The sequence below is a fragment of the Hydrogenophaga sp. GW456-12-10-14-TSB4 genome (assembly GCF_059424305.1).
The window spans coordinates 28,018-53,006 of the sequence record NZ_JBWKZH010000017.1; the positions used below are offsets into that span (position 1 = coordinate 28,018).

Annotated in this window: 20 protein-coding genes; 13 read left to right on the top strand and 7 right to left on the bottom strand. The window is 69.7% G+C overall.

Translation table 11 applies throughout. The features are described from left to right. The first annotated feature begins 13 nt into the window (after positions 1–13). Positions 14–2,335, top strand: a complete 2,322-nt coding sequence (locus AC07ZS_RS10805) for a penicillin-binding protein 1A (protein WP_494798601.1) — start codon at positions 14–16, stop codon at positions 2,333–2,335. A gap of 69 nt (positions 2,336–2,404) precedes the next feature. Further along, entirely contained in the window at positions 2,405–3,223 is an 819-nt protein-coding gene (locus AC07ZS_RS10810; RefSeq protein ID WP_494798602.1) for a thioesterase family protein, read from the top strand. 5 nt (positions 3,224–3,228) lie between these two features. Here AC07ZS_RS10810 and AC07ZS_RS10815 read toward each other — a convergent pair whose 3' ends face one another. The 4 genes from AC07ZS_RS10815 to AC07ZS_RS10830 all read right to left on the bottom strand — a co-directional run bounded on the left by AC07ZS_RS10815 (position 3,229) and on the right by AC07ZS_RS10830 (position 7,861). Then, on the bottom strand, positions 3,229–4,209 hold the full coding sequence (locus AC07ZS_RS10815) for an NAD(P)H-dependent flavin oxidoreductase (protein WP_494798603.1): 981 nt from the start codon (positions 4,207–4,209) through the stop codon (positions 3,229–3,231). Positions 4,210–4,297: 88 nt separating this feature from the next. Beyond that, complete coding sequence (locus AC07ZS_RS10820) at positions 4,298–6,088, bottom strand: acyl-CoA dehydrogenase (RefSeq protein ID WP_494798604.1); 1,791 nt, start codon at positions 6,086–6,088, stop codon at positions 4,298–4,300. Between the two features lie 79 nt (positions 6,089–6,167). Next, positions 6,168–7,100, bottom strand: coding sequence for an electron transfer flavoprotein subunit alpha/FixB family protein (locus tag AC07ZS_RS10825; RefSeq protein WP_494798605.1), 933 nt, complete (start codon positions 7,098–7,100; stop codon positions 6,168–6,170). 11 nt (positions 7,101–7,111) lie between these two features. Then, the gene (locus tag AC07ZS_RS10830; protein WP_494798606.1) at positions 7,112–7,861 is read right to left on the bottom strand and encodes an electron transfer flavoprotein subunit beta/FixA family protein; all 750 of its coding nucleotides are present in this window, start codon (positions 7,859–7,861) and stop codon (positions 7,112–7,114) included. A 334-nt stretch (positions 7,862–8,195) separates the two neighbouring features. Between AC07ZS_RS10830 and AC07ZS_RS10835 the strand changes: the two genes are divergently transcribed. The 7 genes from AC07ZS_RS10835 to AC07ZS_RS10865 all read left to right on the top strand — a co-directional run bounded on the left by AC07ZS_RS10835 (position 8,196) and on the right by AC07ZS_RS10865 (position 16,818). Beyond that, the gene (locus AC07ZS_RS10835) at positions 8,196–8,906 is read left to right on the top strand and encodes a response regulator transcription factor (RefSeq protein WP_494798607.1); all 711 of its coding nucleotides are present in this window, start codon (positions 8,196–8,198) and stop codon (positions 8,904–8,906) included. 2 nt (positions 8,907–8,908) lie between these two features. After that, a complete protein-coding gene (locus AC07ZS_RS10840; protein ID WP_494798608.1) occupies positions 8,909–10,612 on the top strand; it encodes a FecR family protein in 1,704 nt (567 codons plus the stop codon). A 7-nt stretch (positions 10,613–10,619) separates the two neighbouring features. Next, positions 10,620–12,986, top strand: coding sequence for a CHASE2 domain-containing protein (locus AC07ZS_RS10845; RefSeq protein ID WP_494798609.1), 2,367 nt, complete (start codon positions 10,620–10,622; stop codon positions 12,984–12,986). A gap of 256 nt (positions 12,987–13,242) precedes the next feature. Further along, complete coding sequence (locus AC07ZS_RS10850; RefSeq protein WP_494798610.1) at positions 13,243–13,794, top strand: hypothetical protein; 552 nt, start codon at positions 13,243–13,245, stop codon at positions 13,792–13,794. A gap of 127 nt (positions 13,795–13,921) precedes the next feature. Further along, positions 13,922–14,935: a TRAP transporter substrate-binding protein gene (locus AC07ZS_RS10855; RefSeq protein WP_494798611.1), complete on the top strand. Its 1,014-nt coding sequence runs from the start codon at positions 13,922–13,924 to the stop codon at positions 14,933–14,935. A 78-nt stretch (positions 14,936–15,013) separates the two neighbouring features. Continuing rightward, complete coding sequence (locus AC07ZS_RS10860; RefSeq protein ID WP_494798612.1) at positions 15,014–15,526, top strand: TRAP transporter small permease; 513 nt, start codon at positions 15,014–15,016, stop codon at positions 15,524–15,526. Then, positions 15,523–16,818 (top strand): TRAP transporter large permease, encoded by a 1,296-nt coding sequence (locus AC07ZS_RS10865; RefSeq protein ID WP_494798613.1) that lies wholly within the window; start codon positions 15,523–15,525, stop codon positions 16,816–16,818. The genes AC07ZS_RS10860 and AC07ZS_RS10865 overlap by 4 nt, the downstream gene beginning before the upstream one ends. On the opposite strand, the gene AC07ZS_RS10870 is transcribed toward AC07ZS_RS10865, so the two are convergent. From AC07ZS_RS10870 to AC07ZS_RS10880, 3 genes are read right to left on the bottom strand one after another with little or no spacing between them, the layout of a single operon-like run. Then, a complete protein-coding gene (locus AC07ZS_RS10870) occupies positions 16,795–18,123 on the bottom strand; it encodes a mechanosensitive ion channel family protein (RefSeq protein ID WP_494798614.1) in 1,329 nt (442 codons plus the stop codon). The genes AC07ZS_RS10865 and AC07ZS_RS10870 overlap by 24 nt on opposite strands. Before the next feature lie 27 nt (positions 18,124–18,150). Further along, the gene (locus AC07ZS_RS10875) at positions 18,151–18,960 is read right to left on the bottom strand and encodes an enoyl-CoA hydratase (RefSeq protein ID WP_494798615.1); all 810 of its coding nucleotides are present in this window, start codon (positions 18,958–18,960) and stop codon (positions 18,151–18,153) included. Between the two features lie 35 nt (positions 18,961–18,995). Beyond that, positions 18,996–19,949: a histone deacetylase family protein gene (locus AC07ZS_RS10880; RefSeq protein ID WP_494798616.1), complete on the bottom strand. Its 954-nt coding sequence runs from the start codon at positions 19,947–19,949 to the stop codon at positions 18,996–18,998. Positions 19,950–19,975: 26 nt separating this feature from the next. Between AC07ZS_RS10880 and AC07ZS_RS10885 the strand changes: the two genes are divergently transcribed. The 4 genes from AC07ZS_RS10885 to mltB are packed head-to-tail and all read left to right on the top strand — an operon-like array spanning position 19,976 to position 24,961. Then, on the top strand, positions 19,976–20,896 hold the full coding sequence (locus tag AC07ZS_RS10885) for an AAA family ATPase (RefSeq protein ID WP_382159447.1): 921 nt from the start codon (positions 19,976–19,978) through the stop codon (positions 20,894–20,896). After that, positions 20,893–21,870 carry a DUF58 domain-containing protein gene (locus AC07ZS_RS10890; protein WP_494798617.1) on the top strand — a complete coding sequence of 326 codons (978 nt, stop codon included), beginning with the start codon at positions 20,893–20,895 and terminating at the stop codon, positions 21,868–21,870. The genes AC07ZS_RS10885 and AC07ZS_RS10890 overlap by 4 nt, the downstream gene beginning before the upstream one ends. Next, positions 21,867–23,885 carry a transglutaminase TgpA family protein gene (locus AC07ZS_RS10895; RefSeq protein WP_494798651.1) on the top strand — a complete coding sequence of 673 codons (2,019 nt, stop codon included), beginning with the start codon at positions 21,867–21,869 and terminating at the stop codon, positions 23,883–23,885. The genes AC07ZS_RS10890 and AC07ZS_RS10895 overlap by 4 nt, the downstream gene beginning before the upstream one ends. Further along, entirely contained in the window at positions 23,882–24,961 is a 1,080-nt protein-coding gene (gene mltB / locus AC07ZS_RS10900; RefSeq protein WP_494798618.1) for a lytic murein transglycosylase B, read from the top strand. The genes AC07ZS_RS10895 and mltB overlap by 4 nt, the downstream gene beginning before the upstream one ends. The last annotated feature ends 28 nt before the right edge of the window (positions 24,962–24,989 follow it).

The window sequence follows — 24,989 nt, forward strand, 5'->3', positions numbered from 1 at the left end:
ATAATTCCACCCCATGCTTCAGCTCACCCCACGCAGGACGGCGCTCGCCCTGGCGTTCTCCACCGCCCTCATCGTGGCATTCCCGGTCCCGGCGTCGACCTTCGACCTGCCGTCGCTCGACCGCATCGTCCACTACCAGCCCAAGCTGCCGCTGCAGGTTTACACCGCCGACGGCGAGGAGATCGCGCAGTTCGGCACCGAGCGGCGCGACTACCTGCCGCTGTCGCGCATGCCGCAACAGCTGCAGCAGGCCCTGCTGGCGGTGGAAGACGCGCGTTTCCGGGAACACTCGGGCGTGGACCCCAAGGGCATGGCCCGGGCGGTGCTGTCCGCCATCACCGGCGGGCGCAAGCAGGGCGCCTCCACCATCACGCAGCAGCTGGTGCGCACCATGCTGCTCACGCGCGAATTCTCGGCCGAGCGCAAGGCCAAGGAAATCTGGCTGGCACTCAAGCTGGAAGACGAGCTCTCCAAGGACCGCATCCTGGAGATCTACATGAACGAGATCTTCCTGGGACAGCGCGCCTACGGCTTCGCCGCCGCCTCGCAGATCTACTTCGGCAAGCCGCTGGACAAACTCTCGCTGGCCGAACACGCCATGCTCGCGGGCCTGCCGCAGAACCCGTACTACGCCAACCCGGTGGCCAACTTCGAGCGCGCCACGCAGCGCCAGCGCGTGGTGCTCGAGCGCATGCGCGCCGTCGACGCGATCAACGACAAGCAGCTCGCCGCCGCGCGCGCCGAGAAGCTGGTCATCCGCACCCCGGGCACGCGCAACGTGCACGCGGCCCACGTGGCCGAGATGGCGCGCCGCGCCGTGGTCGAGCGCTTCGGCACCGAGGCCTATTCGAGCGGCCTGCGCGTGACCACCTCGCTGCGCGCAGCCGACCAGCGCGCGGCACACAACGCCGTGCAGCGCGGCGTGCTGGCCTTCGACCGGCGCGGCGCCTGGCGCGGCCCGGAAGACACCGAGTCGCTGCCCGCAGGCAACGGCGCCGAACTGGAGCGCGCGGCCGCCGAGGCGCTCAAGGACCACCGCGACGACGAGACCCTGCGCGTGGGCATCGTGCTGTCGGCCAGCCCCACAGCACTGGAGGTGCAACTGGCCAGCGGCGAACGGGTTACTGTGCAGGGCGAGGGCCTGCGCTGGGCGCAGAAAGCGCTCGACGCCAAGGCCAAGGCGCCGCTGAAGATCACGCGCGGCGCCATCGTGCGGGTGGTCGCCAACGGCAAGGCCAAGGACAAGAAGACCCCCCTGTGGGCCATCTCGCAGTGGCCCGAGGCCGAGGCCGCGCTCGTGGCGCTGGACCCGCAGACCGGGCGCGTGCGCGCGCTGGTGGGTGGCTTCGACTTCACGAACCAGCCGTTCAACCACGTCACGCAAGGCTGGCGCCAGCCGGGATCGGCCTTGAAACCCCTGCTCTACTCCGCCGCGCTGGAAGCGCGCGTGATGCCAGCCACGATGGTGGACGACCTGCCCTTCACCGCCGCCAACGGCTGGAGCCCGAACAACGCCAACGGCGAGCACCAGGGCCCGATCACCGTGCGCGAGGCGCTCAAGCGCTCGAGCAACCTGGCCAGCGTGCGCGTGCTGCAGCACACCGGCACCCAGCCCGCCCGCGAATGGACCGGGCGCTTCGGTCTGGACGTGGCGCGCCAGCCCAACGACCTCACGCTCGCGCTGGGCACCGGCAGCGCCACCCCGCTGCAGATGGCGCAGGCCTACGCCACCCTGGCCAACGGCGGCTGGCCGGTGGCGCCGGTGGTGATCGAGAAGATCACCGACGCGCAAGGCAAGCTGCTGTTTGAAGCGCCGGCCCCCGCACCACTCACCGAAGAAGCCCGCGTCATTCCCGCGCGCAACGCCTACGTGGTCGGCAGCCTGCTCAACGACGTGGCGCGTGCCGGCACCGCCGCGCGGGCCCAGGCCCTGCTCAAGCGGCCCGACATCTACGGCAAGACCGGCACCACCAACGACGCGGTGGACGCCTGGTTCGCCGGCTACCAGCCTTCGCTGGCCGCGGCCGTGTGGGTGGGCTACGACAAGCCCCGCAGCCTGGGCGGCGGCGAATCGGGCGGCCGCATCGCGCTGCCGATCTGGATCGACTACATGGGCGAGGCGCTCAAGGGCGTGCCAGTGACGCAGCCCCCCGCACCGCCCGATGGCCTGGTGCGCGAGAACGAGGACTGGCTGTACGCCGAGTGGCGCGACGGCGGCTGGGTGTCGGCCATCTCGGACACCACGGGTGTGCAGTACAAGACCAACTTCGGCGACGAAGTCGGCAAGGTGTTCAATTCGTTCGGCGCCTGGCTGCGCGGCGAATCCAAACCCTGAGCGAAGGCGTGCTCACGGTGTACCGCCGTGACAGCCCGGCGCGGACCGCGCACCTATCATCGGCTCACCATGAGCCCTACCGACACCCTCGCCCTTCCCACCGCCGTGTTCGAACAGGACGGCACGAGCTGGCAGCCCAGCGTGCTGGCGCGCGGCCCCTGGGACGCCCGTGCCCAGCACGGCGGTGCGCCTTGTGCCCTGCTGGTGCACCTGGCCGAAAGCGCCCTGCCCGACCCGGCCTGGCAGCTCTCGCGCCTGAGCATCGAGCTGATCAAGCCGGTGCCGGTGGCGCCGCTGACCTCGCGCCTGGAGACCCACCCGGGCCGCTCCACCACGCGCATGACGATCGACCTGTTCGCCGACGATGTGCTGGTGGCCCGCGGCCACGCGCTCCTGGTGCGCGGGCAGCCGTTCGCGTTGCCGTCCGGCTTGCCGGGCTGGTCGCCCGAGCAGCTGCGCCCGCTGCCCGACGAATGCCATGAGCGGCTGCGCATTCCGGGCCTGCCCGAAGGGGTCTCGTTCTACCAGTCCGCCATGGACCACCGGATGGCGCAAGGCGACGCCGCACAGCCCGGCCCGGCCGCGGCCTGGTTTCGCCTGAATGTGCCGCTGGTGCAGGGCCAACCCAATTCCCCCGCCATGCGCGCCGCAGCGGCCGCCGATTTCGGCAACGGCCTGAGCTGGGTGTTGCCCGCCGAGCGCTACCTGTTCTCGAACGCGGACCTCAGCCTGCACCTGCACCGCCCGCCCGAGGGCGAGTGGATCGGGTTGCGCTCGGAAACCCAGGCCCATGGCGGCGGCGTGGGCAACACGCTCTCACGCCTCTACGATGTGCACGGCCCCGTCGGGGTCGCGATCCAGACGCTGGTGATGCGCGAACGCGCCTGAGGCGCTCAGCCCGCGCAGATGCGGGCCTTGGCCTCGGCGTACTCGCGCTTGAAGCGCGCCACCAGATCGGCGGCGGGCAGCACCTCGCGGATCGCGCCGATGCCCTGGCCGCAGCCCCAGATGTCGCGCCAGGCCTTGGCCGCGTTGGCGCCCTCGCCGGTGCCGAAGTTCATCTTGCTCGGGTCGCTCTGCGGCAGGTTGTCCGGGTCCATGCCGGCGTTCTTGATGCTGCCCTTGAGGTAGTTGCCGTGGATGCCGGTGTAGAAGTTGCTGTAGACGATGTCGTCGGAGTCCGACGAGGTGATCATCTCCTTGTAGCCGTCCACCGCGCGCGCCTCTTCGGTGGCGATGAAGGCCGAACCGATGTAGGCCAGGTCGGCACCCATGGCCTGCGCGGCCAGGATGGCACCACCCGAGGCGATGGAACCCGAGAGCGCGATCGGGCCACCGAACCACTCGCGGATTTCCTGCACCATCGCGAACGGGCTCTTCACGCTGGCGTGGCCGCCGGCACCCGCCGCCACGGGAATCAGGCCGTCGGCGCCCTTCTCGATCGCCTTGTGCGCGAACACGTTGTTGATGACGTCGTGCATCACGATGCCGCCCCAGCTGTGCACGCCCTGGTTCACGTCCTCGCGCGCGCCCAGGCTGGTGATCACGATCGGCACCTTGTACTTGGCGCACAGCTGCATGTCGTGCTCCAGACGGTCGTTGCTCTTGTGCACGATCTGGTTGATCGCGAACGGCGCAGCCTTGTTGTCCGGGTTCGCCTTGTCGTGCGCGGCCAGCGCCTCGGTGATCTCGGCCAGCCATTCGTCCAGCTGCGAGGCCGGGCGGGCGTTAAGGGCAGGCATCGAGCCCACCACGCCGGCCTTGCATTGCGCGATCACGAGCTTGGGGTTGCTGATGATGAACAGCGGCGAGCCGATCACCGGGAACTTCAGGTTCTTGAGGACGGGCGGCAGGCTGCGGGCGGGTGCGGTCATGGTGTCTCCGTTGGGGTTCGTCGGGATTCTGGGGGCAGCACGGTGCAAGGCCCTGTCGATGCGGCGACAGGGCGCGTGAGCACCGCGATCAGAAAGCGTCGATGGCGAGCGCGGTCGCGGCCTCGGCGCCGTCCACGATGCTGTCGCGCACGCCCGGGGCGCGGCTGAGGATGTGGTCGGCGTAGAAACGCGCGGTGGTGATCTTGGCCTGCATGAAGGCCGCGTCCGTGCCCTGGGCCAGCGCGTCCTCGGCCACCATCAGCGCGCGCGCCATCTGCCAGCCGGCCACGAGGTTGCCCGCGAGCATGAGGTAAGGCACGCTGCCGGCAAAGGCCGCGTTGGGGTTGGCGCGCGTGTTGGCGGCGATGAACTCGACCGCGTCCACGAAGGCCTCTCGCGCGGCCTTCAGGCGCTGGTGCACGGCCTTGGCGTCGGCACTGCCGCGTTTCGCCAGCTCGGCTTCGGTCTTCTCGATCTGGGCCGCGATGGCCTTGGCGCCGGTGCCGCCGTCGCGCGCGGTCTTGCGGCCCACGAGGTCGTTGGCCTGGATGGCCGTCGTGCCTTCGTAGATGGTGAGGATCTTGGCGTCGCGGTAGTACTGCGCCGCGCCGGTCTCTTCGATGAAGCCCATGCCGCCATGCACCTGCACGCCCAGGCTGGTGACTTCCAGGCTCATCTCGGTGCTGTAGCCCTTGACCAGCGGCACCAGGAATTCGTAGAAGGCCGCGTTCTGCTTGCGCACCTCGGCATCGGGGTGGTGGTGGGAAGCGTCATAGGCCGCGGCCGCCACACTGGCCATGGCGCGGCAAGCCTCGGTGGAGGCGCGCATGGTCATGAGCATGCGCTTCACATCCGGGTGGTGGATGATGGGCGCGGCTGTGCTCATCGAGCCGTCAACCGGGCGGCTCTGCACGCGGTCCTTGGCGTAGCCCACGGCCTTCTGGTAGGCGCGCTCGGCGATGGCGATGCCCTGCACGCCCACCGCGTAGCGCGCGGCGTTCATCATGATGAACATGTACTCCAGGCCGCGGTTTTCCTGGCCCACGAGGTAACCCACGGCACCGCCGTGGTCGCCGTACTGCAGCACGGCGGTGGGGCTGGCCTTGATGCCCATCTTGTGTTCGATGCTTACGCAGTGCACGTCGTTGCGCGCGCCCAGCGAGCCGTCCGGGTTCACCATGAACTTGGGCACCACGAACAGGCTGATGCCCTTCACACCCTCGGGCGCGCCGGTCACGCGCGCGAGCACGAGGTGCACGATGTTCTCGGCCATGTCGTGCTCACCGTAGGTGATGAAGATCTTGGTGCCGAACACCTTGTAGCTGCCGTCGGGCTGCGGCTCGGCGCGGCTGCGCACGGCGGCCAGGTCGGAGCCGGCCTGCGGCTCGGTCAGGTTCATGGTGCCGGTCCATTGGCCGCTCACCAGTTTTTCGAGGTAGGTCGCCTTGAGTTCGTCGGAGCCCGCCGTGAGCAGGGCTTCGATGGCGCCGTCGGTCAGCAGCGGGCACAGCGCGAAGCTCATGTTGGCGCTGTTGAGAATTTCGCCGCAGGCCGCACCGATGGTCTTGGGCAGGCCCTGGCCGCCGAAGTCCACCGGGTGCTGCAGGCCCTGCCAGCCGCCTTCGGCGTACTGCTTGAAAGCGTCCTTGAACCCGGGGGTGGTGGTGACCACGCCGTCCTTGAACCACGAAGGGTTCTTGTCGCCCTCGAAGTTCAGCGGCGCGATCACGCCTTCGTTGAGCTTGGCGCACTCCTCCAGCACGGCTTGCGCGGTTTCCAGGCCGGCTTCCTCGAAGCCGGGCATCTGCGCCACCTGGTCGATGCGGGCCAGGTGCTCGATGTCGAACAGCATGTCCTTGAGGGGGGCGGTGTAGCTCATCGTCTTGTCTCCAGGGGGATTCAGGGGTGCAGATGCGGCAAGGGCATCGCGAACGATGCCCTTGCCTTCTTCAGGATGCTCAGAGTGCCTTGATCAGCTCGGGCACGGCAGTGAACAGATCGGCCTCCAGGCCGTAGTCGGCTACCGAGAAGATCGGGGCCTCGGGGTCCTTGTTGATCGCCACGATGACCTTGGAGTCCTTCATGCCGGCCAGATGCTGGATCGCGCCGGAGATGCCGGCGGCGATGTAGAGCTGGGGCGCGACGATCTTGCCGGTCTGGCCCACCTGCCAGTCGTTGGGCGCGTAGCCCGCGTCCACCGCGGCGCGGCTGGCGCCCAGGGCGGCACCGAGCTTGTCGGCCAGGGGCGTCATCACCTCGTTGAACTTCTCGCTGGAGCCCAGCGCGCGGCCACCGGAGACGATGATCTTCGCGGCGGTCAGCTCGGGGCGGTCGCTCTTGGCGATCTCGCTGCCCAAGAAAGAGCTCTTGCCGTCCCCCAGGGCGGCCGTGGCGGTTTCCACCGCGGCGCTGCCACCGGTGGCAGCGGCCGGGTCGAAGCCGGTGGTGCGCACGGTGATCACGTGCTTGGCATCGGTGCTCTGCACGGTGGCGATGGCGTTGCCGGCGTAGATCGGGCGCTCGAAGGTGTCGGCGCTGATGACCTTGGTGATGTCGGAGACCTGGCCCACGTCCAGCGTGGCGGCCACGCGCGGCGCGACGTTCTTGCCGCTGGCGGTGGCGGGGAACAGGATGTGGCTGTAGTTGCCGGCGAGGGCCAGCACCTGGGCGGCGACGTTCTCGGCCAGGCCGTGCTCGAAGCCCGGGGCGTCGGCGTGGATCACCTTGGCCACGCCGGCGATCTGGCTGGCGGCCTGAGCGGCGGCGGCGGCGTTGTGGCCGGCCACGAGCACGTGCACGTCACCCCCGCACTGGGCGGCGGCGGTCACGGTGTTGAGGGTCGCGCCCTTGATGGCGGCGTTGTCGTGTTCGGCAATAACGAGTGCGGTCATTTGTCAGGTCCTCAGATCACTTTGGCTTCGTTCTTCAGCTTGTCCACCAGGGCGGCCACATCGGCCACCTTGACACCGGCGCCGCGCTTGGGCGGCTCGCTGACCTTCAGGGTCTTGATGCGCGGCTTCACGTCCACACCGAGGTCTTCGGGCTTGACGGTCTCCAGCGGCTTCTTCTTGGCCTTCATGATGTTGGGCAGCGTCACGTAGCGCGGCTCGTTCAGGCGCAGGTCGGTCGTGATCACGGCCGGCAGGGCGATGGAGAGCGTCTCCAGGCCGCCGTCCACTTCGCGCGTCACGCTCGCCTTGCCATCGGCCACTTCGACCTTGGAAGCGAACGTGGCCTGCGGCAGGCCCGCCAGCGCAGCCAGCATCTGGCCGGTCTGGTTGCAGTCGTCGTCGATCGCCTGCTTGCCCAGGATCACCAGCTGGGGCTGTTCCTTGTCCACCAGCGCCTTGAGCAGCTTGGCCACGGCCAGGGGCTGCAGCTCTTCGGTGGTTTCCACCAGGATGGCGCGGTCCGCGCCGATGGCCATGGCCGTGCGCAGGGTCTCCTGGCACTGCGCGACACCGCAGGAGACGGCGATCACCTCGGTGACCACACCCTTCTCCTTCAAACGCACGGCTTCTTCCACCGCGATCTCGTCAAACGGGTTCATGCTCATCTTGACGTTGGCGATGTCCACGCCGGTGCCGTCGCTCTTCACGCGAACCTTGACGTTGTAATCCACCACGCGCTTGACGGGGACGATGACCTTCATGATTGGGCTGCTCCTGATGATTGGAAAAATGTCGTCACGAATTGACGTGCACGTCAACTCCGGATTGTATGCGGATGACCCGCCCCTTCAGGGGCAGCACCCTGGCGGGCGATGTGAAATGAATAAAAAGAACGGTCGTGCTTTTTTGCCATTGTAGGCGCTATTGCCCGTCGATGGAAGTCTCTCTAGTGAAACGGCATGTGCATCGGTCGCATATAAGCCGTTTGTTTCTTAAGAGATTGTCAAAACGGCTGCGCCACTGCGGCTCCATCGATATATTCGTGCAAAACACATTCTGTTTCTTTTGATCCTTTGACCTACTTGCCCGAGCCACATGCGCATTGCCGCCATTGATGACGATCCGGCGCAGCTGGATCTGGTCAGGGTCGTCGTCGCATCCATGGGCCACGACTGCCACCTGTTCGAGAACGCGAGCGCGCTGCTGCGCGTGCTGCCCAAGGAGACGTTCGACCTCTTCATCGTCGACTGGGAGTTGCCCGACATCACCGGTCTCGACGTGATCCGCGCCATCCGCGACACGGCCATGGCCCCGGTACCGATCCTGATGATGACCAACCGCAGCGACGAGCGCGACATCATCGAGGGACTGAACTGCGGCGCCGACGACTACATGGTCAAGTCCGCCCGCGTGGGCGAACTGCGTGCGCGCCTGATGGCGCTGCTGCGCCGGGGCGGCCATACACCGACGCCGACGGAGCTGATCTGGGGCCGCTACCGCTTCCTGGTGCAGGACCGCATCGTGCGGGTCGACGGCGTCGAGGCCTCCACCCTGACGAGCAAGGAATTCGACCTCGCCTTCCTCATGTTCCGCAACCTGGGCCGCCTGCTCTCGCGCGCGCACCTGATCGAGGCTGTCTGGGGCATCGAAGCGGACATCTCGTCGCGCTCGCTGGACGTCTACATGTCACACGTGCGCAGCAAGCTGAGCCTGCGCGCCGAGTCGGGCTACAAGCTGGTGTCCGTCTACAACCACGGGTACCGGCTCGAAGACCTGGGCCCGGTGCCGGCCCTCATGGCCCATTGAACATGACACCCCCGCCCGCCCACCTTCCCCTGCGTTCACCCTGGCGCCTGCTGGCACCGGCCATGGCCCTGCTTTGCTGGGGCGGGCCGGCGATGGCGCAGGCAGACCGGGTGCATACCGTGCAACCGGGTGACAACCTCTACGCGCTCGCGCAGCGCTACCTGGACGACCCGCAACAGTGGCCACAGCTGCAGCGCCTCAACCATGTGAGCCATCCGCGCCGCCTGCGGCCAGGCAGCCAGCTGGTGATTCCGGCCGCGCTCGCGCGCCCCGAGCCGGCAGTGGCCGACGTGCTGCACGTCGCCGGCCAGCCCAGTGTGCGCCGTGGCCCGCAGGACCCGGCCTCGCCGCTCGTGGTCGGCGGCCAGGTGCCGGAGGGTGCGCAGATCGATGTGGGTGACGACGGTTTCGTCACGCTGCGCCTGGCCGACGGCTCGGTGGTGCGCCTGTCGGCGGGCACGCAGGTGCGCCTGCGCGAACTGCGGCATGCGCCCGCACCGGGCCACGCCCAGTCCGGCCTGGACCTCGAGCGCGGCCGCGTCGATGCCACCGTCAAACCCCTGTCCACCCCGCGCAGCCGCTTCGAGGTGCGCACGCCGCGCGCCGTGGGCGGCGTGCGCGGCACCACCTTCGGCGTGGCCGTGGGCAGCGGCGGCGATCTCATCGGCGATGTGCGCGAAGGCGCCATCCAGGTCCGTTCTCGCAACGCACCGTCCGCCGCCGAGGGCACCCTGGTGCGGGCCGGCCAGGGCGCGCGCGTGGGCACCACGACCACGGTGGCGCCACTGCTCCCGCCGCCCGATCTTTCCAGCGTGCCCGATGTGCTCGAGGATGCCTCGCGGATCGAGTTGCCGCTCGCCCGCGATGCGGGCGCCGCCGCCTGGCAGGTGCGCATCGCCAGCGACGATGCGGCCGAGCGCGTGGTGCGCAACGCCACCTTCGCGCAACCGGTGGCGAGCTTCCCAAGCCTGGACGACGGCCCCTACCTGCTGGCGGTGCGCGCCATCGACGGCCAGGGCATTCCGGGAACCGAAGCCATGCGCCGCCTGGTCGTCAATGCGCACCCGACGCCGCCGCTGCTGCGCGAGCCGCGCCAGGGCCAACGGGTGGTGGGGCCGGCCATCGAGCTGCTCTGCACCGAGGGCGTGGACACCGTGGGCTACCGCTTCGAGGTGGCGCGCGATGCCGGCTTCACGGACCTGGTGACGCAAACGCCCGATCTCACCCGGTGCCAGCACACCGAACGACCGCTGGCGCCCGGCCGCTACGTCTGGCGCGTCGCGGCGGTGGCGCGCGATGCGCAAGGTGAGCGCGACCAGGGCCCCTTCAGCCAGCCCGTGCCCTTCGAGGTCGTGGCGCTGCCGCCCGCGCCGACCGCCCTCAGCCTGGGCGGCGCCGGCTCCGACACGCTGAGCGTGAGCTGGAGCGCCAGCCCTGGCGGCCCGTGGCGCCATCAGGCCCAGCTCGCCCACGACGACGGCTTCGCCCGCCTGCTCGACGACCGGCAGCTCGCCGAACCCACGTTCACGCGCCCCATGCCAGCGCCCGGCAGCTACCACATCCGCGTGCGGCAGATCGACACCGAAGGCCTGCCCGGTGCCTGGGGCCAGCCACAGCGCCTGGACGTCCCCGAGCGCATCGTGACCTCGGACACGCAGCCGCTCACCAGCACCGGAGGCCAGCCGGTGCTGCGCGGCCTTCGCTGACGTTCGCTTGGACACACGCCCCACCGAGTCCGTCACCTCCCAGCTGCAGGAGCCGGTGGCGCGTGCGCGCCGTCCGCGCACGCGCTGGCTCGAATGGGGCCTGCTGTCGGCCGCGCTGCTGGCCGGCGTCGTCGCGCTGGGCTGCACGCGCAGCCTGGAACACATCGACCTGGCCCTCACCGACCAGCTGGCGCGGCTGAGCCACCAGACGACCTCGCCCGAGATCGTGATCGTGGCGATCGACGACAAAAGCCTGACCGAGATCGGCCGCTGGCCCTGGCGCCGCGCCTTTCACGCCGCGCTGCTCGACCGCATCACCGCCGCCGGGCCTCGCGCCGTGGGGCTGGATCTCATCATGGTCGAACCCGAACGCGAGCAGGCCGTGGACGACGCCCTGCTGGGCGACGCCATCGCGCGCAACGGCAAGGTGGTGCTGCCCCTGATGCTGCTGGACAACCGCGGCACGGGCCGGCTCACCCGCACCGACCCGGCGCCCGAGCTGGCGCAGGCGGCGGCGGCCATCGGGCACGTGCACCTGGAGATCGACAGCGACGGCATCGTGCGCAGCACCTTCCTGCGCGAGGGCGACGGCGAGCGGTGGTGGGATCAGTTCGCCGTGGCCCTGCTGCGTGTGGGCGGCTCCCCGCTGCCCGATCCCTTGCCCGGCGAACGCGCGCCGCCCGCTCAGCACCCGGACGCCTGGCAACGCGATCACTGGATGCAGATTCCCTTCGCCGGGCCGCCCGGCACCTTCCCCCGCGTCTCCTACGTCGACGTGCTCAAGGGCCGCGTGCCACCCGAACAGCTGGCGGGCAAGTACGTGCTGGTGGGGTCCACGGCCGCCGGCATGGGCGACGCGTATGCCACGCCGCGCTCGGGCCAGGCCGAATTGATGGACGGCGTGGAGATCGCCGCCAACGTGATGAACACGCTGTTGCAGAACCACCGCCTGGAACGCGCCAACGCCTGGCAGAACGCGCTGTTCTGCCTGGTCCCGGTGACACTGGCCCTGCTCGCCGTGCTGCTGCTCACGCCGACCGCCTCGCTGCTGGCCAGCGCCGCGCTGTGGATCGCCACCCTCGCGGCGGCCGCGCTCGCGCCGGCCCTGATCGGCCTTCAATTCGCCCCCACCGCCGCCCTGCTGGGCGTGCTGCTGGCCTACCCCCTGTGGGTGTGGCGGCGGCTGCGCGCGGCGCTGGACTACCTGCTGGAGGAATTCCAGCGCATGGAAACGCGCCGCGACCTGCCCACCATGCGGCCCGCCGCCCGCTCGGGCGACCTGCTGGACCGCCACATCAACGCCCTGCAGGACGCCTCGCAGCAGCTGCGCAACCTGCACCGTTTCGTGAGCGACACCCTCAACAGCGTGCCCGACGCCACCCTGATCGCCGACGCCACCGGCCAGGTGCTGGCGGGCAACCAGGCCGCCTACCAGTACTTCGGCCAGCAGGACGTCGCCCGGCTGCGCGGCCACCCCATCGGCGAACTGCTGCAGGGCGTGCACCGCACGGGCACGCAGCAGCCGGTCTTCGACGCGGACCGGCTGCGCCACGCCACCCAGCCCTGGGGCGCGGAAGCGCGCGACGCCGCCGGGCGCGATCTGCTGGTGCGCTTCGTGCCCTGCTTCAACACAGACGGCCAGACCAACAGCTGGATCGCCAGCCTGGTCGACATCACGCCCATTCGCGAGGCCGAACGCCAGCGCGACGTGGCGCTGCGCTTCATCTCGCACGACATGCGCTCGCCGCAGGCCTCCATCCTCGCGCTGCTGGAAGTGCAGCGCCTGACCCCCGGGCAGCCGATGCAGCCCGAAACGCTGGGCCGCATCGAGCGGCACGCCCGCCGCACCCTGGACCTCGCCGAGGAGTTCGTTCAGCTCGCCCGGGCCGAATCCAGCACCTACCGGCTGGAAACCGTGGACCTCGTGGACCTGCTCGACGAGGCTGTGGACGAGGTCTGGCCCCAGGCCCAGGCGCAGCGGGTGAACTTGCTGGTCGTGCGTCCCGAAGCGCCGGCCCTGTGCAAGGCCGATCGCAGCCTGCTCACCCGGGCCATCGCCAACCTGCTGGGCAACGCGGTGAAGTACGGCGGCGAGGACGCCGAAGTGCTCTGCTCCGTGCAGGCGGCCGAAGCAGGGTGGCGGGTGTCCATCACCGACCAGGGGCCGGGCATGACACCCGAGCAGCAGGAGCGGCTGTTCCAGCAGTTCGCCCGGCTGGAACCCGAACACCGCGTGTCGCGCGGCGTGGGCCTCGGTCTGGTGTTCGTGCGCACCGTGATCGAGCGGCACGGCGCGCGCATCGAGGTCCTGAGCCAGCCCGGCCACGGCACGACCTTCCACTTCACCATCGCCGCCGCCGAGTCCCTGCCGTAGGGCGCATTCCACGCAGCGCGAAGTCGCTCTGTTAAGCGACTGTTAAACCGTTTGTGGGCGAAAGGGGTCGAGGCTACGCTGAGGTCTCGTTCCCTGATCTCTCTTCGACGACATGAGCACCCACACGATAGACCGAACAGACCGCACCGTTTCCCGCGAAACGGGCGCGACCCCGGTTGTGCGACGCGGTGCCCGAGAAACCGTGTTCCCCACCGAGGCTGCGCTGCACGTTCTGGCCCGCGACGAGTTCTGCAGCATGACCACCCCCCTCCCCGTCGACCCCCTCGTTCACACGATGCGCCTGTTCGACCGCACCGTGCGGTTGCTGTTCAGCCGCCAGGAGCCCGAGCGAGCGCGTTCCCTGGCCATGGAACTGGCGCGCGCCACCTCGCCCTGCAAGGGGCTGGACGACCCGGTGCGCAACTGGGAGGCCCACCTGCAGGTGGATCGCGGCCTGGGCCGCGCGCGGCGCCTGCAACGCCTGGTCAACAGCCCGGTCTGGCAGAGCGACCACGGCACCCCCGGCAGCAGCAAGACCCCGAACGAGTGCGCGGCGGACTACCTGTTCGCCTCGGTCATGAACCTGGTGCACCAGATGCCTTTGTCCGACGAGGCCCACGTGTTCCGGCTCTGGTACCTGGCCACGCGCGCGGCGACGCCGCCGGACAACGCCCGGCGCCTGTTCGGCGACCTGCGCTACCTGCCCGCCCACCAGCAGCTCGCGGCCGGCGCGCGCCTGCTCGAAACCCTGGGCAGCGAAGCCTTGCACGCCACGCCATCGCGGCCCCGGCTGCCGCCGTCTTACTAGGCGGCAGCGAGGCCCGGGCCCATCCGGGTAAGTCTGGAGGGGGCCGCGCAGGGGCTTGGCCTATAGTGATTTCGCCGCCTCCGGTCGAGGCGCGCGAACACCCCCCCCAACGCGCCCAGGAGTCCTCATGAAACTTCGCCGCCTCGCCACTGCCGTGCTGTCCACCACCGCGCTCGCGGGCGGCATGGCCTCGGCGCAGACCGTCTTCACCGTCTCCAGCTGGGTGCCCCCCACCCACACGCTGAGCATGGCGCAGAAGAGCTGGTGCGACCTGCTGGAAAAAGACAGCGCAGGCCGCATGAAATGCAACATCCTGCCCAAGGGCGTGGCGGCGGCGCCCGGCACCTTCGACGCGGTGCGCGACGGCCTGGCCGACATCTCGTACACGGTGGACGGCTACACCCCGGGGCGCTTCATCAACACGCAGGTGGCCGAGTTCCCGTTCCTGGGCGACAGCGCCACCGCCACCTCGGTGGCCTACCAGCGCATCTACAGCAAGTACTTTGCTCCCCTGGGCGAGCACCGGGGCGTGAAGACGCTGGCCGTGTTCACCCACGGCCCCGGCATCATCTTCACCGTCAAGCAGCCGGTGGCCAGCGCGGCCGACGTGGCCAAGCTCAAGTTCCGCATCGGCGGCGGCAACATCAACGAGCTCTCCAAGGCCATGGGCTGGAACACCACGCTCAAGCCCGCGCCCGAGTCGTTCGAGATGCTCTCCACCGGCGTGATGGACGGCACCTTCTTCCCCGACGAATCGGTCGCCTCGTTCAAGCTCAGCATGGTCAAGCACGCCACCACCTTCCCCGGCGGCCTGTACAACACCAGCTTCGTCTTCATGATGAACGAGGGCAAGTACAACGCCCTGTCGGCGCAGGACAAGGCCCTGGTCGACAAGCTCTCGGGTGAAACCGCCGCACGCATCTTCGGCGAAGGCTGGGACCGCGTCGATGCGGCCAGCCGCGACCTGCAGAAGACCCAGGGCGTGACCCGCATCGTGGCCGATGCGGCCTTCGTGCAGGCCGTGAAGGACAAGCAGGCCGGCCTGGAAAACAAGTGGGCCGACGCCGCACAGGCCAAGGGGCTGAAAGACCCCAAGGCCGTGCTTGCCGAGTTCCGTGCTGAAATCGCCAAGCTCAAGTAAGCCAGCACACCCTCCCCAGGGCCGGCCGGGCAGTCTGTTGCACACTGCCCAGCCGGCTTTTTCACATCAGGCCCTTTCATGCTCAAGACGCTGGAACGCATCCTGCGCTGGTCCACCGGCCTCATGGCCGCGATGGCCCTTTTCACCATCATGTGGCTCACGCTGGTGGACGTGGTCGGCCGCCGCTTCTTCAGCCACTCCGTGCCCGGCGGGCTGGAACTCACCGAGATCCTCATGGTCGTCGTGATCTTCGGCGCCATGCCCCTGGTGTCGTGGCGCAACGAGCACGTGGTCTTCGACTCGCTCGACAGCATGCTGCCCGACTGGGTGCGCGACATCCAGGCGCGCGTGGTCCACCTGGTCTGCGCCGGCACCTTCGGTTTCCTGGCCTACCTGATGACGACGCGCGCGGACCGGCTGACCGAATACGGCGACACCACGGTGCACCTGCAGCTCTCCATCGCCCCGGTGGCCTGGATGATGGCGGCCATGCTGGCCCTCACCGGCCTGGTGCACCTGCTGTTCGTGTTCGTCACCCTGCCCGCGCCCCACCATCCCGAGCCCGCCACCTTCGACGGGGGGGCCACATGATCGAAGCCAGCCTGGGCTTCCTCGCCGTCTTCGCCCTGGCGCTGCTGCGCATCCCGCTGGCGCTGGCCATGGCCATCGTCGGCCTCACCGGCCTGGGCCTCATGCGCGGCTGGTCGCCGGCCTTCGCCAGCACCAGCCAGGTGATTTTCGAGACCGGCTTCGCCTACGTGCTCTCGGTCATCCCGCTGTTCGTGCTGATGGGCAACCTGGTGGCCCGCGCCGGCATGGCGCGCGAGCTCTACGCCGGCGCCAACGCCTTCGTGGGACACCGCAAGGGCGGGCTGGCCATGGCCAGCGTCATCGCCTCCGGCGGTTTCGGCTGCATCTGCGGCTCGTCCATCGCCACCGCCGCGACCATGACCCGCGTGGCCTACCCCGAGATGAAGCGCCACGGCTACAAGGACACCCTGGCCACCGGCTCCATCGCCGCCGGCGGCACGCTGGGCATCCTGATCCCGCCCTCCACCATCATGGTGATCTACGGGATCATGACCGAGACCGACATCGGCAAGCTGTTCATCGCGGGCGTGCTGCCCGGCCTGGTCGCCATCGCCTGCCTGTGCGCGGCGGTGGTCTACATCACCTGGCGCGACCCGCTGGCGGGACCGCCGGGCGAGCGCTTCACCTGGACAGAGCGGCTCGCCGCCGTGCGCGGCATCTGGGCCGTGGTGCTGCTGTTCGCCCTGGTGATCGGCGGCATCTACGGGGGCTTCTTCACCGCCACCGAAGGGGCCGGCGTCGGGGCGTCGGGCGCGTTTCTCTTCGCCTTGCTGCGAGGGGTGCTCACACCCCGCGTTCTGATGGATATCCTGGTCGAGAGCACGCGCACCACGGCCATGCTGTTCACCATCCTGATCGGCGCAATGGTCTTCACCAGCTTCATCAACTTCACCAGCATGCCGGGCGACCTGCGCGACTTCCTGCTGCAGTTCAGCCCCCACCCCATCCTGGTGGTGGTGGTGATGATGGCGATCTACGTCGCGCTCGGCCTGGTGATGGAAGAGCTGTCGATGGTGCTGCTGACCATCCCCGTGTTCTTCCCGGTGATCACCGGCCTGGGCTTCGACCCGGTCTGGTTCGGCGTGCTGATCGTCACCATCGTGGAGATCGGCATGATTTCCCCGCCGGTGGGCATGAACCTGTTCGTCATGAACTCCCTGCTGCCGCAGGTCCGGCTCAAGCACATCTTCCAGGGCGTCTGGCCCTTCGTCATGGCCGACATCGTGCGCCTGGGCATCCTGATCGCCTTCCCGGCGATCTCGCTGTGGCTACCCAGCCTGATGAACCGCTGAGTCCTTCGGGCCTTCGAGCGGCGGCAGTTCCTTGACCCGCACCACGCGCTGCGGGTACGGAATCTCGATGGCGTGCTCCTGGAGCGATTGCAGGATGCGCCGGTTGACGCGCGAGAGCAGCCTGAGTTGCTCAGCACCGTCGCCCGAGTTGATCCAATAGCCCACGGTGAATTGCAAGCCATCGGCACCGAAGGCCGACAGCGACGCCTGGGGCGCGGGCTCCTTGAGCGCGTCTTCCTGCTCGCTCACCGCGGCCAGAAGCAACTGGCTGACCAGCTCCACGTCGCTGTCGTAGGCCACCGACACCACCGAGGTCTGCCACACCCGGGTCAGCGCCGTGGACAGGTTCTCCACCCGGTTGATGACCATGAGCTCGTTGGGCACGATGGACTCGCGCCCGGCCGGCGAGCGGATCACGCTGTAGCGGGTGTTGATGTCGAGGATGCGGCCCTCGAAACTGTCCACCTTCACGTTGTCGCCGATGCGCAGGCGGCGCTCGGCCAGGATCACGAAGCCGCTCACGTAGTTGGACGCCAGCTTCTGCAGGCCAAAACCCACGCCCACGCCGATCGCACCGCTGAACACCGAGAGCGCCGTGAGGTCGATGCCCACGGCCGACAGCGCGATGATCAGCCCCACGAACAGCAGCAGCGCGCGGGTTGCGTTGCTCACCGCCTTGCGCATCGACAAATCGCCGCCGGTGGCCTTGCGCAGCAGCCGCGACTCGATCGCGGAGGAGACCCACAGCGCCAGGATCATCACCGCGCCGGCGGTGATGCTGCCTTCGAGCAGGGTGCGCAGGCTCAGGGTGGTGGCACCGATCTTCCAGGTGATGTCGTCCAGCTCGGCCAGCACCACCGGCAGCAGCCCGCTCACCCACAGCACCATGGCCAGCCAGGCCACCCAGGAGATGGTGCGCTCCAGCGCCCGCACCCAGGGGGCGGTGGTGAAGGCCGCCTGCAGCACCTTCACGCCCACGCGGATCACGACCAGCGACACCAGCACGGGAATGGCCACCTTGAACGCCGCCAGCGGCAGGAACTTGGTGACCAGCGCGCGGGCGATGTAGCCCAGCGTGAGCAGGGCCAGCGGGAACATCACGCCGTCGATCAGGCGCCGGCCGAACAGCACGGAGGACCTGTCGTCCTGCATGCGCAAGGCATTGCGCAGCGCCCAGCTGAAGCCCCAGGCCAGGGCCACACAGACCGCGAGCGCGGCGAGTTCGACCAGCACCGTGGGCTGGGTGAAGCCGGCCAGCCACAGGCCGATGTCGTCGATGGGTTTGGGGTTGGTGGAAGGGTTCATGTCGGATCGGAAACGGGTCTCGGAAAATCAGGCGCGCCAGGTGGGCGCGCGCTTGTCGATGAAGGCCTGCACGCCTTCCTGCGCCACCTCGTGGGCCATGTTGCAGGCCATGCTCTGGCCCGCGAGCTGGTAGGCCGACTCCATGCCGGTCTCCAGCTGCCGGTAGAACAGCGCCTTGCCCATGGCGAGGGCCTCGCGCGGTTTGGCGAGGATGCGGTCCACCAGGGCCTGCAGCGCCGCATCCAGCGCATCGGCCGCCACCACGCGGTTGACCAGACCGCGCGAACGCGCCTCCTCGGCCGAGATGAAATCGCCGGTCAGCAGCATCTCCATCGCCTGCTTGGGCAGGATGTTGCGCGAGAGCGCCACACCCGGCGTGGCACAGAACAGGCCCACGTCGATGCCGTTGACGCCGAAGCTGGCGGTGTCGCTCGCCACCGCCAGGTCGCACTGCGCCACCAGCTGGCAGCCGGCGGCGGTCGCCAGGCCCTGCACGCGCGCGATCACCGGCACCTCCAGCTTGCGGATGGCGAGCATCAGGCGCGAGCACTGCGCGAACAGCTTCTGGTAGTAGGCCAGCTCGGGCGTGGCGCGCATCTGCTTGAGGTCGTGCCCGGCGCAGAAAGCCCGGCCGTTCGCGGCAATCACGACCAGGCGCGCCTGCGGGTCGGCGGCCACCGCATCCACGGCCGATTGCAGGGCCGCCAGCATGGCCTCGGACAGCACGTTGAAACTGCGCGGGGTGTTCAGCGTGAGCGTGTGCACGCCGCGCGCATCGCGCGAGCTCAGCAGCACCGCGTCCGCGGGGGAGGAAGGGGAAGGGATGGGCTCGGTCATCGGAACATTATGGGACGCCCGAGCGCCGCAGAAGTTCAGACGCCGGCCAGCACCCTCAGGTGCGCTTCCACGCTGCGCCCCAGGGCACTGAGCGCGTAGCCGCCTTCCAGGCAGCTCACGATGCGGCCCCTGGCGTGGCGCTGCGCCACTTCCTTGATGCGCTCGGTGATCCAGGCGTAGTCCTGCTCGACCAGCCCGAGCTGCGCCATGTCGTCCTCGCGGTGGGCGTCGAAACCGGCGCTCACGAAGAGCATCTGCGGCTTGTGCGCGTCCAGCCGGGGCAGCCACATCATGTCCACCAGCTCGCGGATGTCCATGCCCTTGGTGTAGGCCGGCACCGGCAGGTTGACGAGGTTGCTCGCCGTGGAGTGCTCGCACGCCGGATAGAACGGGTGCTGGTAGAAGCTGCACATGAGGATGCGCTCGTCGCCCGCCACGATGTCCTCGGTGCCGTTGCCGTGGTGCACGTCGAAATCGATGATGGCCACGCGCTGAAGACCGTGGCGCTCCAGCGCGTACTTGGCGGCCACCGCCACGTTGTTCACAAAACAGAACCCCATGGCCTGGTTGCGCGTGGCATGGTGGCCCGGCGGGCGCACCGCGCAGAAGGCATTGGCCAGCTCACCGGCGATCACGGCGTCGGTCGCGTCGATGGCGGCGCCCGCGGCCATCAGGATCGCGTCCCAGCTGTGGGTATTGATGGACGTGTCCGGGTCGACCTGCGCATGGTCGGGGCCGCCGGCGGCCATGTCGTCGCGCAGCTGGTCGCTCAGGCCGCGCAGCGACGCCAGGTGCATGCGGCCGTGGGCCAGTTCGAGGTCGGCGATCGCGGCGGGCGTGGCCTCGCGCCGCTCCAGCGCCACGTCCAGCCCGCTGATGAGCAGGCGGTCCTCAATGGCGTCGAGTCGCTCGGGACACTCCGGGTGCCCGGCGCCCATCTCGTGTCGCCAGCATTCCTTGTGGGTGAAATACCCAGTGGCCTGACTCATGGTGGTTTTACGGTATGGTTCGCGGCATGCAAGCCGACTCAAGAATCCAACTGCTGCTGAGCCAGCTTAACACGGTGATCGTGGGCAAATCGCAGCAGGTCTCGGACTGCGTGGCCTGCCTGCTGGCCGGCGGGCACCTGCTGATCGAGGACGTGCCCGGGGTCGGCAAGACCACCCTGGCGCACGCGCTGGCGCGCTCCTTCGGCCTGCAGTTCTCGCGCGTGCAGTTCACCGCCGACCTGATGCCCAGCGACCTCGTGGGCGTGTCCATCTACGAGCGCGGCCGCGAGGACTTCGTCTTCCACCCCGGCCCGGTCTTCGCCCAGGTGCTGCTGGCCGACGAGATCAACCGCGCCAGCCCCAAGACGCAGAGCGCGCTGCTCGAGGCCATGGAAGAGAAACAGGTCACGGTCGAAGGCGAGACGCGCGCCCTGCCCGAGCCCTTCTTCGTGATCGCCACGCAGAACCCGCACGACCAGCTCGGCACCTACGCCCTGCCCGAGTCGCAGCTGGACCGGTTCCACATGCGCCTGTCGATCGGCTACCCCGACCGCGCGGCCGAGCGCGAGCTGCTGCGCGGCCAGGACCGGCGCGACATGCTCGAACGCCTGCCCCCCGCGCTCACGCCGGCCGACCTCGCCAGCCTGCAGCACACCGTGAGCCAGGTGCACACCGCCGAACCGGTGCTCGAGTACCTGCAGGACATCGTCGCTGCCACGCGCAGCGGGCGCTGGTTCGCCCAGGGGCTGTCGCCGCGCGCCGCGCTGGCGGTGGTGCGCTCGGCCAAGGCCCAGGCCTACCTGAGCGGGCGCGACTACGTGGCGCCCGACGACATCGCCGCCATCCTGCCGCAGACGGCGGCCCACCGCCTCACGCCCGTGCGCGACGCCGGGCGCGGCCCGGTGGAGCAGGTGCGCGCCATGCTGGACGCCGTGCCGCTGCCGTGAAGCGCCCCCCGGTTCGCGCCCGCATCCAGGCCTGGTGGCACAGCCGCCTGCCGCGCCGCGACACCCTCACGCTGACCCAGCGCAACGTCTACATCCTGCCCACGCGGGCAGGCTGGATGCTCGCGCTCACGCTGCTGCTCCTGCTCGTGGCCAGCATCAACTACCAGCTCAATCTGGGCTACCTGCTCACCTTCCTGCTCGCGGGCTGCGCGGTGGTGGGCATGCACGTGTGCCACGGCAACCTGCGCGGCACCACCCTGCACCTGAACCCACCCACCCCGGTGCACGCCGGCCAGGCCGCCGCGCTGGACATCCGCCTCACCAGCGAGCGCTCGAGCATCCGCTACGGCCTGGGCATGGGCGTGATCGGCGCCGACCTGGCGCACGCCCCCCTGGCCTGGACGGACGTGCCCGCGCAAGGCAGCACCACGCTGCAGGTGGCCTGGCCGGTGCCCGGGCGTGGCCTGCACGCGCTGCCGGCCCTCACCGCACTCACGCTCTTCCCGCTGGGCACCTTTCGCGTGTGGACGGTCTGGCGCCCGGCGTCCACCGTGCTGGTCTACCCCGAACCCGAAAGCCAGCCGCCACCGCTGCCGCCGGGCGAACCCCAGGCCGGCAGCTCGGGCAGCGCGCGGGTGCAGAGCACGGGCGAGTTCGACGGCGTGCGCGCCTACCGCCGGGGCGACCCCATCAAGGCCGTGGTGTGGAAAAAGGCCGCCCAGGCCTTCGCCGCCGGGCGCGACGAACTCGTGAGCCGCGACGCGCTCTCCACCCAGCGCCAGCAACTCTGGCTGGACCACGCGCAGTGCGGCCACAGCGACCTGGAAGCGCGCCTCTCGCGCCTGACGGCCTGGGTGCTGATGGCCGACCGCCTGGGCCTGGACTACGGCCTGCGCGTGCCGGGCCGCGAGATCGCGCCCGACCAGGGCCCGGTGCACCGCGCGCGTTGCCTGGAGGCGCTCGCGCTGTGTTGAACAAAACCCTGGCCGCCCTCCCGCGTGAAACGCGCGACACGCTGTTCCTGCTCGCCGTGGTCGGCTGGGTGGTCGTCATGCAGGTGGCCCACATTCCCTGGTGGTGCAGTGCGCTCACGGCCACCGTGCTGGTGTGGCGCGGCACGCTGGCACTGCGCGGCCTGCCGCTGCCCGGCTGGCCGTGGCGGCTGGGGCTGCTGGCTGTCACGCTGGTGGCCACCTGGGCCACCCACCGCACCCTGCTGGGGCAGGATGCGGGCGTCACGCTCGTCGTCGTGCTGCTGGCACTCAAGACGCTGGAGATGCGCGCTCGGCGCGACGCCTTCGTGGTGTTCTTCCTCGCCTTCTTCACGCTGCTCACGCACTTCTTCTACTCGCAGTCGCTGCTCACGGCGGCAGGCATCCTGATCGCGCTGCTGGGCCTGCTCACCGCGCTGGTGAACGCCCACATGCCCGTGGGCCGTCCCTCGCTGGCGCAGGCCGCGCGCACCGCCGCGGGCATGGCCGCCCTGGGCGCGCCCATCATGCTGGTGCTGTTCCTGCTGTTCCCACGCCTCTCGCCGCTGTGGGGCGTGCCCGCCGACGACCGCGGGCACAGCGGCCTGTCCGGCACCATGCGCGTGGGGCAGATCGCCGAGCTGGCGCTGGACGACAGCATCGCGCTGCGCCTGCGCTTCGAGGGCGACCCGCCGCCGGCGAGCCAGCTCTACTTCCGGGGCCCCGTGCTCAGCGCCTTCGACGGCGTGGAATGGCGCCCCGGGCGCGCCGAATTCCCGTCGCGCCAGGCGCTGCCGAGCGAGCTCACCGTCTCGGGCGCGCCGATCCGCTACGAAGTGACCATGGAACCGCACCGCCGGCCCTGGCTGTTCCTGCTGGAAGCCGCTCCCCAGGCGCCGGAACTGCCCGACGTGCGCGTGCACATGACCAGCGAGCTGCAATGGCTCACCGACCGGCCGATGAGCAGCCTGGTGCGCTTCAGTGCGGTCAGCCACACCCGGTTCCGCCACGGCCCGCTGGCGCACACCCCCGCGCTGCAGGAGCTGGTGGCCCTGCCACCCGCCTACAACCCGCGCACGCTCGAACTCGCGCGGCAGCTGCGGCGCGAGCACGGCACCGGCCTGGGCGCCACGCCCCGGCTGGTCGAGGCGGTGCTGGAACGGCTGCGCACCGGCGGCTACGTCTACACGCTCGAACCCGGCCTGTACGGCCAGCACACCGCCGACGAATTCTGGTTCGACCGCCGCCAGGGCTTCTGCGAGCACATCGCCAGCAGCTTCGCCGTGCTCATGCGCGCGCTCGGCATTCCCGCGCGCATCGTCACCGGCTACCAGGGCGGCGAGATGAACAACGTGGACGGCTACTGGACCGTGCGCCAGCGCGACGCCCACGCCTGGACCGAGGTCTGGCACGCCGGCCAGGGCTGGGTGCGGGTGGACCCCACCGCCGCCGTCGCGCCCGGGCGCGTCGGCTCGCTGCAGCGGCTGAACGCGCCCGAAGGGGCCTTCGCCGGCGCGATCCGCAACCTCAACCCCGACATCGCGGCCCAGCTGCGCGCGGCCTGGGAAGCCATGAACAACAGCTGGAACCAGTGGGTGCTGAACTACACCCAGGGCAGCCAGCTGGACCTGCTCAAGAACCTGGGTTTCCGTTCGCCCAGCTGGACCGACCTGGCCTATGTGCTGATCGGCGTGGTGGTGCTGGTGAGCCTGATCGGGGCGGCCTGGACGCTGTGGGAGCGCCAGCAGCACGACCCCTGGCTGCGCCTGCTGCACCGCGCCCGCGCGCGCCTCCAGGCCCAGGGCCTGAGCAGCAGCGACCGCACGCCGCCCCGCGAGCTCGCCCACCGCGTGCAACAGCACTGGGGCGGCTCGGACGCAGCCCGGCGCGTTGCACAATGGCTGCTGCAACTCGAAGCCCAGCGGTACGCCCGCCCGGGCGCCGCCGACACCCCCACCCTGGCCGCGCTGCAACGCGAATTCCGGCAGCTGGCCTGGCCCCGAAAAGACACCCGTTGAACGCCCTCGCTCTCCTTTCTTCGTCCGCCCTCGCGCTCTGCCTGAGCGCCGGCGCCCTGGCCCAGTCGCCCGCGAAAGCGCGTCCGGCCGCCCCGGCCAAGGCGCCCGCCTACAGCTACGCGCAAAACGCAGCCGCCATGGCCTTCGCCACCGACCTCGCCGAGCGCCGCAACCTCGACCCGGCCTGGGTCCGCCGGCAGATCGGCGGCGCCCAGCGCATCCCCACCGTCATCCGCCTCATGCAGCCCGCGCCCAGCGGCGTGCCCAAGAACTGGGCTGCCTACCGCGCGCGCTTCATCGAACCCGTGCGCCTGCGCGCCGGCCAGCGCTTCTGGGAAGCCAACCGCGAGACCCTGGCCCGGGCCGAGACCGAGTTCGGCGTGCCCGCCAGCCTCATCGTGGGCGTGATCGGCGTGGAGACGCTGTACGGGCAGCACACCGGCAACTTCCGCGTCATCGACGCGCTGACCACCCTGGCCTTCGATTTCCCGGCCAGCCACCCGCGCGCGGCCGCGCGCAGCGAGTTCTTCCGCAGCGAACTCGAACAGTTCCTGAGCCTCACCGAGCGCACCGCCACCGATCCGGCGACCTACCTGGGCAGCTACGCCGGCGCCATGGGCTGGCCGCAGTTCATGCCCAGCAGCTGGGTGAAATACGCCATCGATTTCGATGCCGACGGCAAGGTCGACCTCTTCAACAGCCAGGCGGATGTGATCGGCTCGGTGGCCAACTACTTCAAGGCCTTCGGCTGGCAGCCCGGCATGCCCACGCACTACCCGGTGCGCTTCGACCCCAACCAGAGCAAGGAAGATTTTGAAACCCTGCTCGCGCCCGACATCCTGCCCAGCTTCGGCGTGGAGAGCTTCACCCGCAAGGGGGCGGTGCTGGAAGGCCCGGCCCTGCAGCACGCCGGCCAGCTGGCGCTGGTGGAACTGCAGAACGCGGGCGCGCCGGCCAGCTACATCGCCGGCACCGAGAACTTCTATGTGGTCACGCGCTACAACTGGAGCAGCTACTACGCACTCGCGGTGATCGAGCTGGGCGAAGCGGTGCGCGGCCTGGTGGGCGAGCGCTGAAGAACCCTCTGAAGCCGCCTCGGCGCGC

Coding starts and splice junctions, on each gene's coding strand:
- AC07ZS_RS10805 (WP_494798601.1), top strand. CDS start 14: ATGCTTCAGCTCACCCCACGCAGGACGGCGCTCGCCCTGGCGTTCTCC.
- AC07ZS_RS10810 (WP_494798602.1), top strand. CDS start 2,405: ATGAGCCCTACCGACACCCTCGCCCTTCCCACCGCCGTGTTCGAACAG.
- AC07ZS_RS10815 (WP_494798603.1), bottom strand. CDS start 4,209: ATGACCGCACCCGCCCGCAGCCTGCCGCCCGTCCTCAAGAACCTGAAG.
- AC07ZS_RS10820 (WP_494798604.1), bottom strand. CDS start 6,088: ATGAGCTACACCGCCCCCCTCAAGGACATGCTGTTCGACATCGAGCAC.
- AC07ZS_RS10825 (WP_494798605.1), bottom strand. CDS start 7,100: ATGACCGCACTCGTTATTGCCGAACACGACAACGCCGCCATCAAGGGC.
- AC07ZS_RS10830 (WP_494798606.1), bottom strand. CDS start 7,861: ATGAAGGTCATCGTCCCCGTCAAGCGCGTGGTGGATTACAACGTCAAG.
- AC07ZS_RS10835 (WP_494798607.1), top strand. CDS start 8,196: ATGCGCATTGCCGCCATTGATGACGATCCGGCGCAGCTGGATCTGGTC.
- AC07ZS_RS10840 (WP_494798608.1), top strand. CDS start 8,909: ATGACACCCCCGCCCGCCCACCTTCCCCTGCGTTCACCCTGGCGCCTG.
- AC07ZS_RS10850 (WP_494798610.1), top strand. CDS start 13,243: ATGACCACCCCCCTCCCCGTCGACCCCCTCGTTCACACGATGCGCCTG.
- AC07ZS_RS10855 (WP_494798611.1), top strand. CDS start 13,922: ATGAAACTTCGCCGCCTCGCCACTGCCGTGCTGTCCACCACCGCGCTC.
- AC07ZS_RS10860 (WP_494798612.1), top strand. CDS start 15,014: ATGCTCAAGACGCTGGAACGCATCCTGCGCTGGTCCACCGGCCTCATG.
- AC07ZS_RS10865 (WP_494798613.1), top strand. CDS start 15,523: ATGATCGAAGCCAGCCTGGGCTTCCTCGCCGTCTTCGCCCTGGCGCTG.
- AC07ZS_RS10870 (WP_494798614.1), bottom strand. CDS start 18,123: ATGAACCCTTCCACCAACCCCAAACCCATCGACGACATCGGCCTGTGG.
- AC07ZS_RS10875 (WP_494798615.1), bottom strand. CDS start 18,960: ATGACCGAGCCCATCCCTTCCCCTTCCTCCCCCGCGGACGCGGTGCTG.
- AC07ZS_RS10880 (WP_494798616.1), bottom strand. CDS start 19,949: ATGAGTCAGGCCACTGGGTATTTCACCCACAAGGAATGCTGGCGACAC.
- AC07ZS_RS10885 (WP_382159447.1), top strand. CDS start 19,976: ATGCAAGCCGACTCAAGAATCCAACTGCTGCTGAGCCAGCTTAACACG.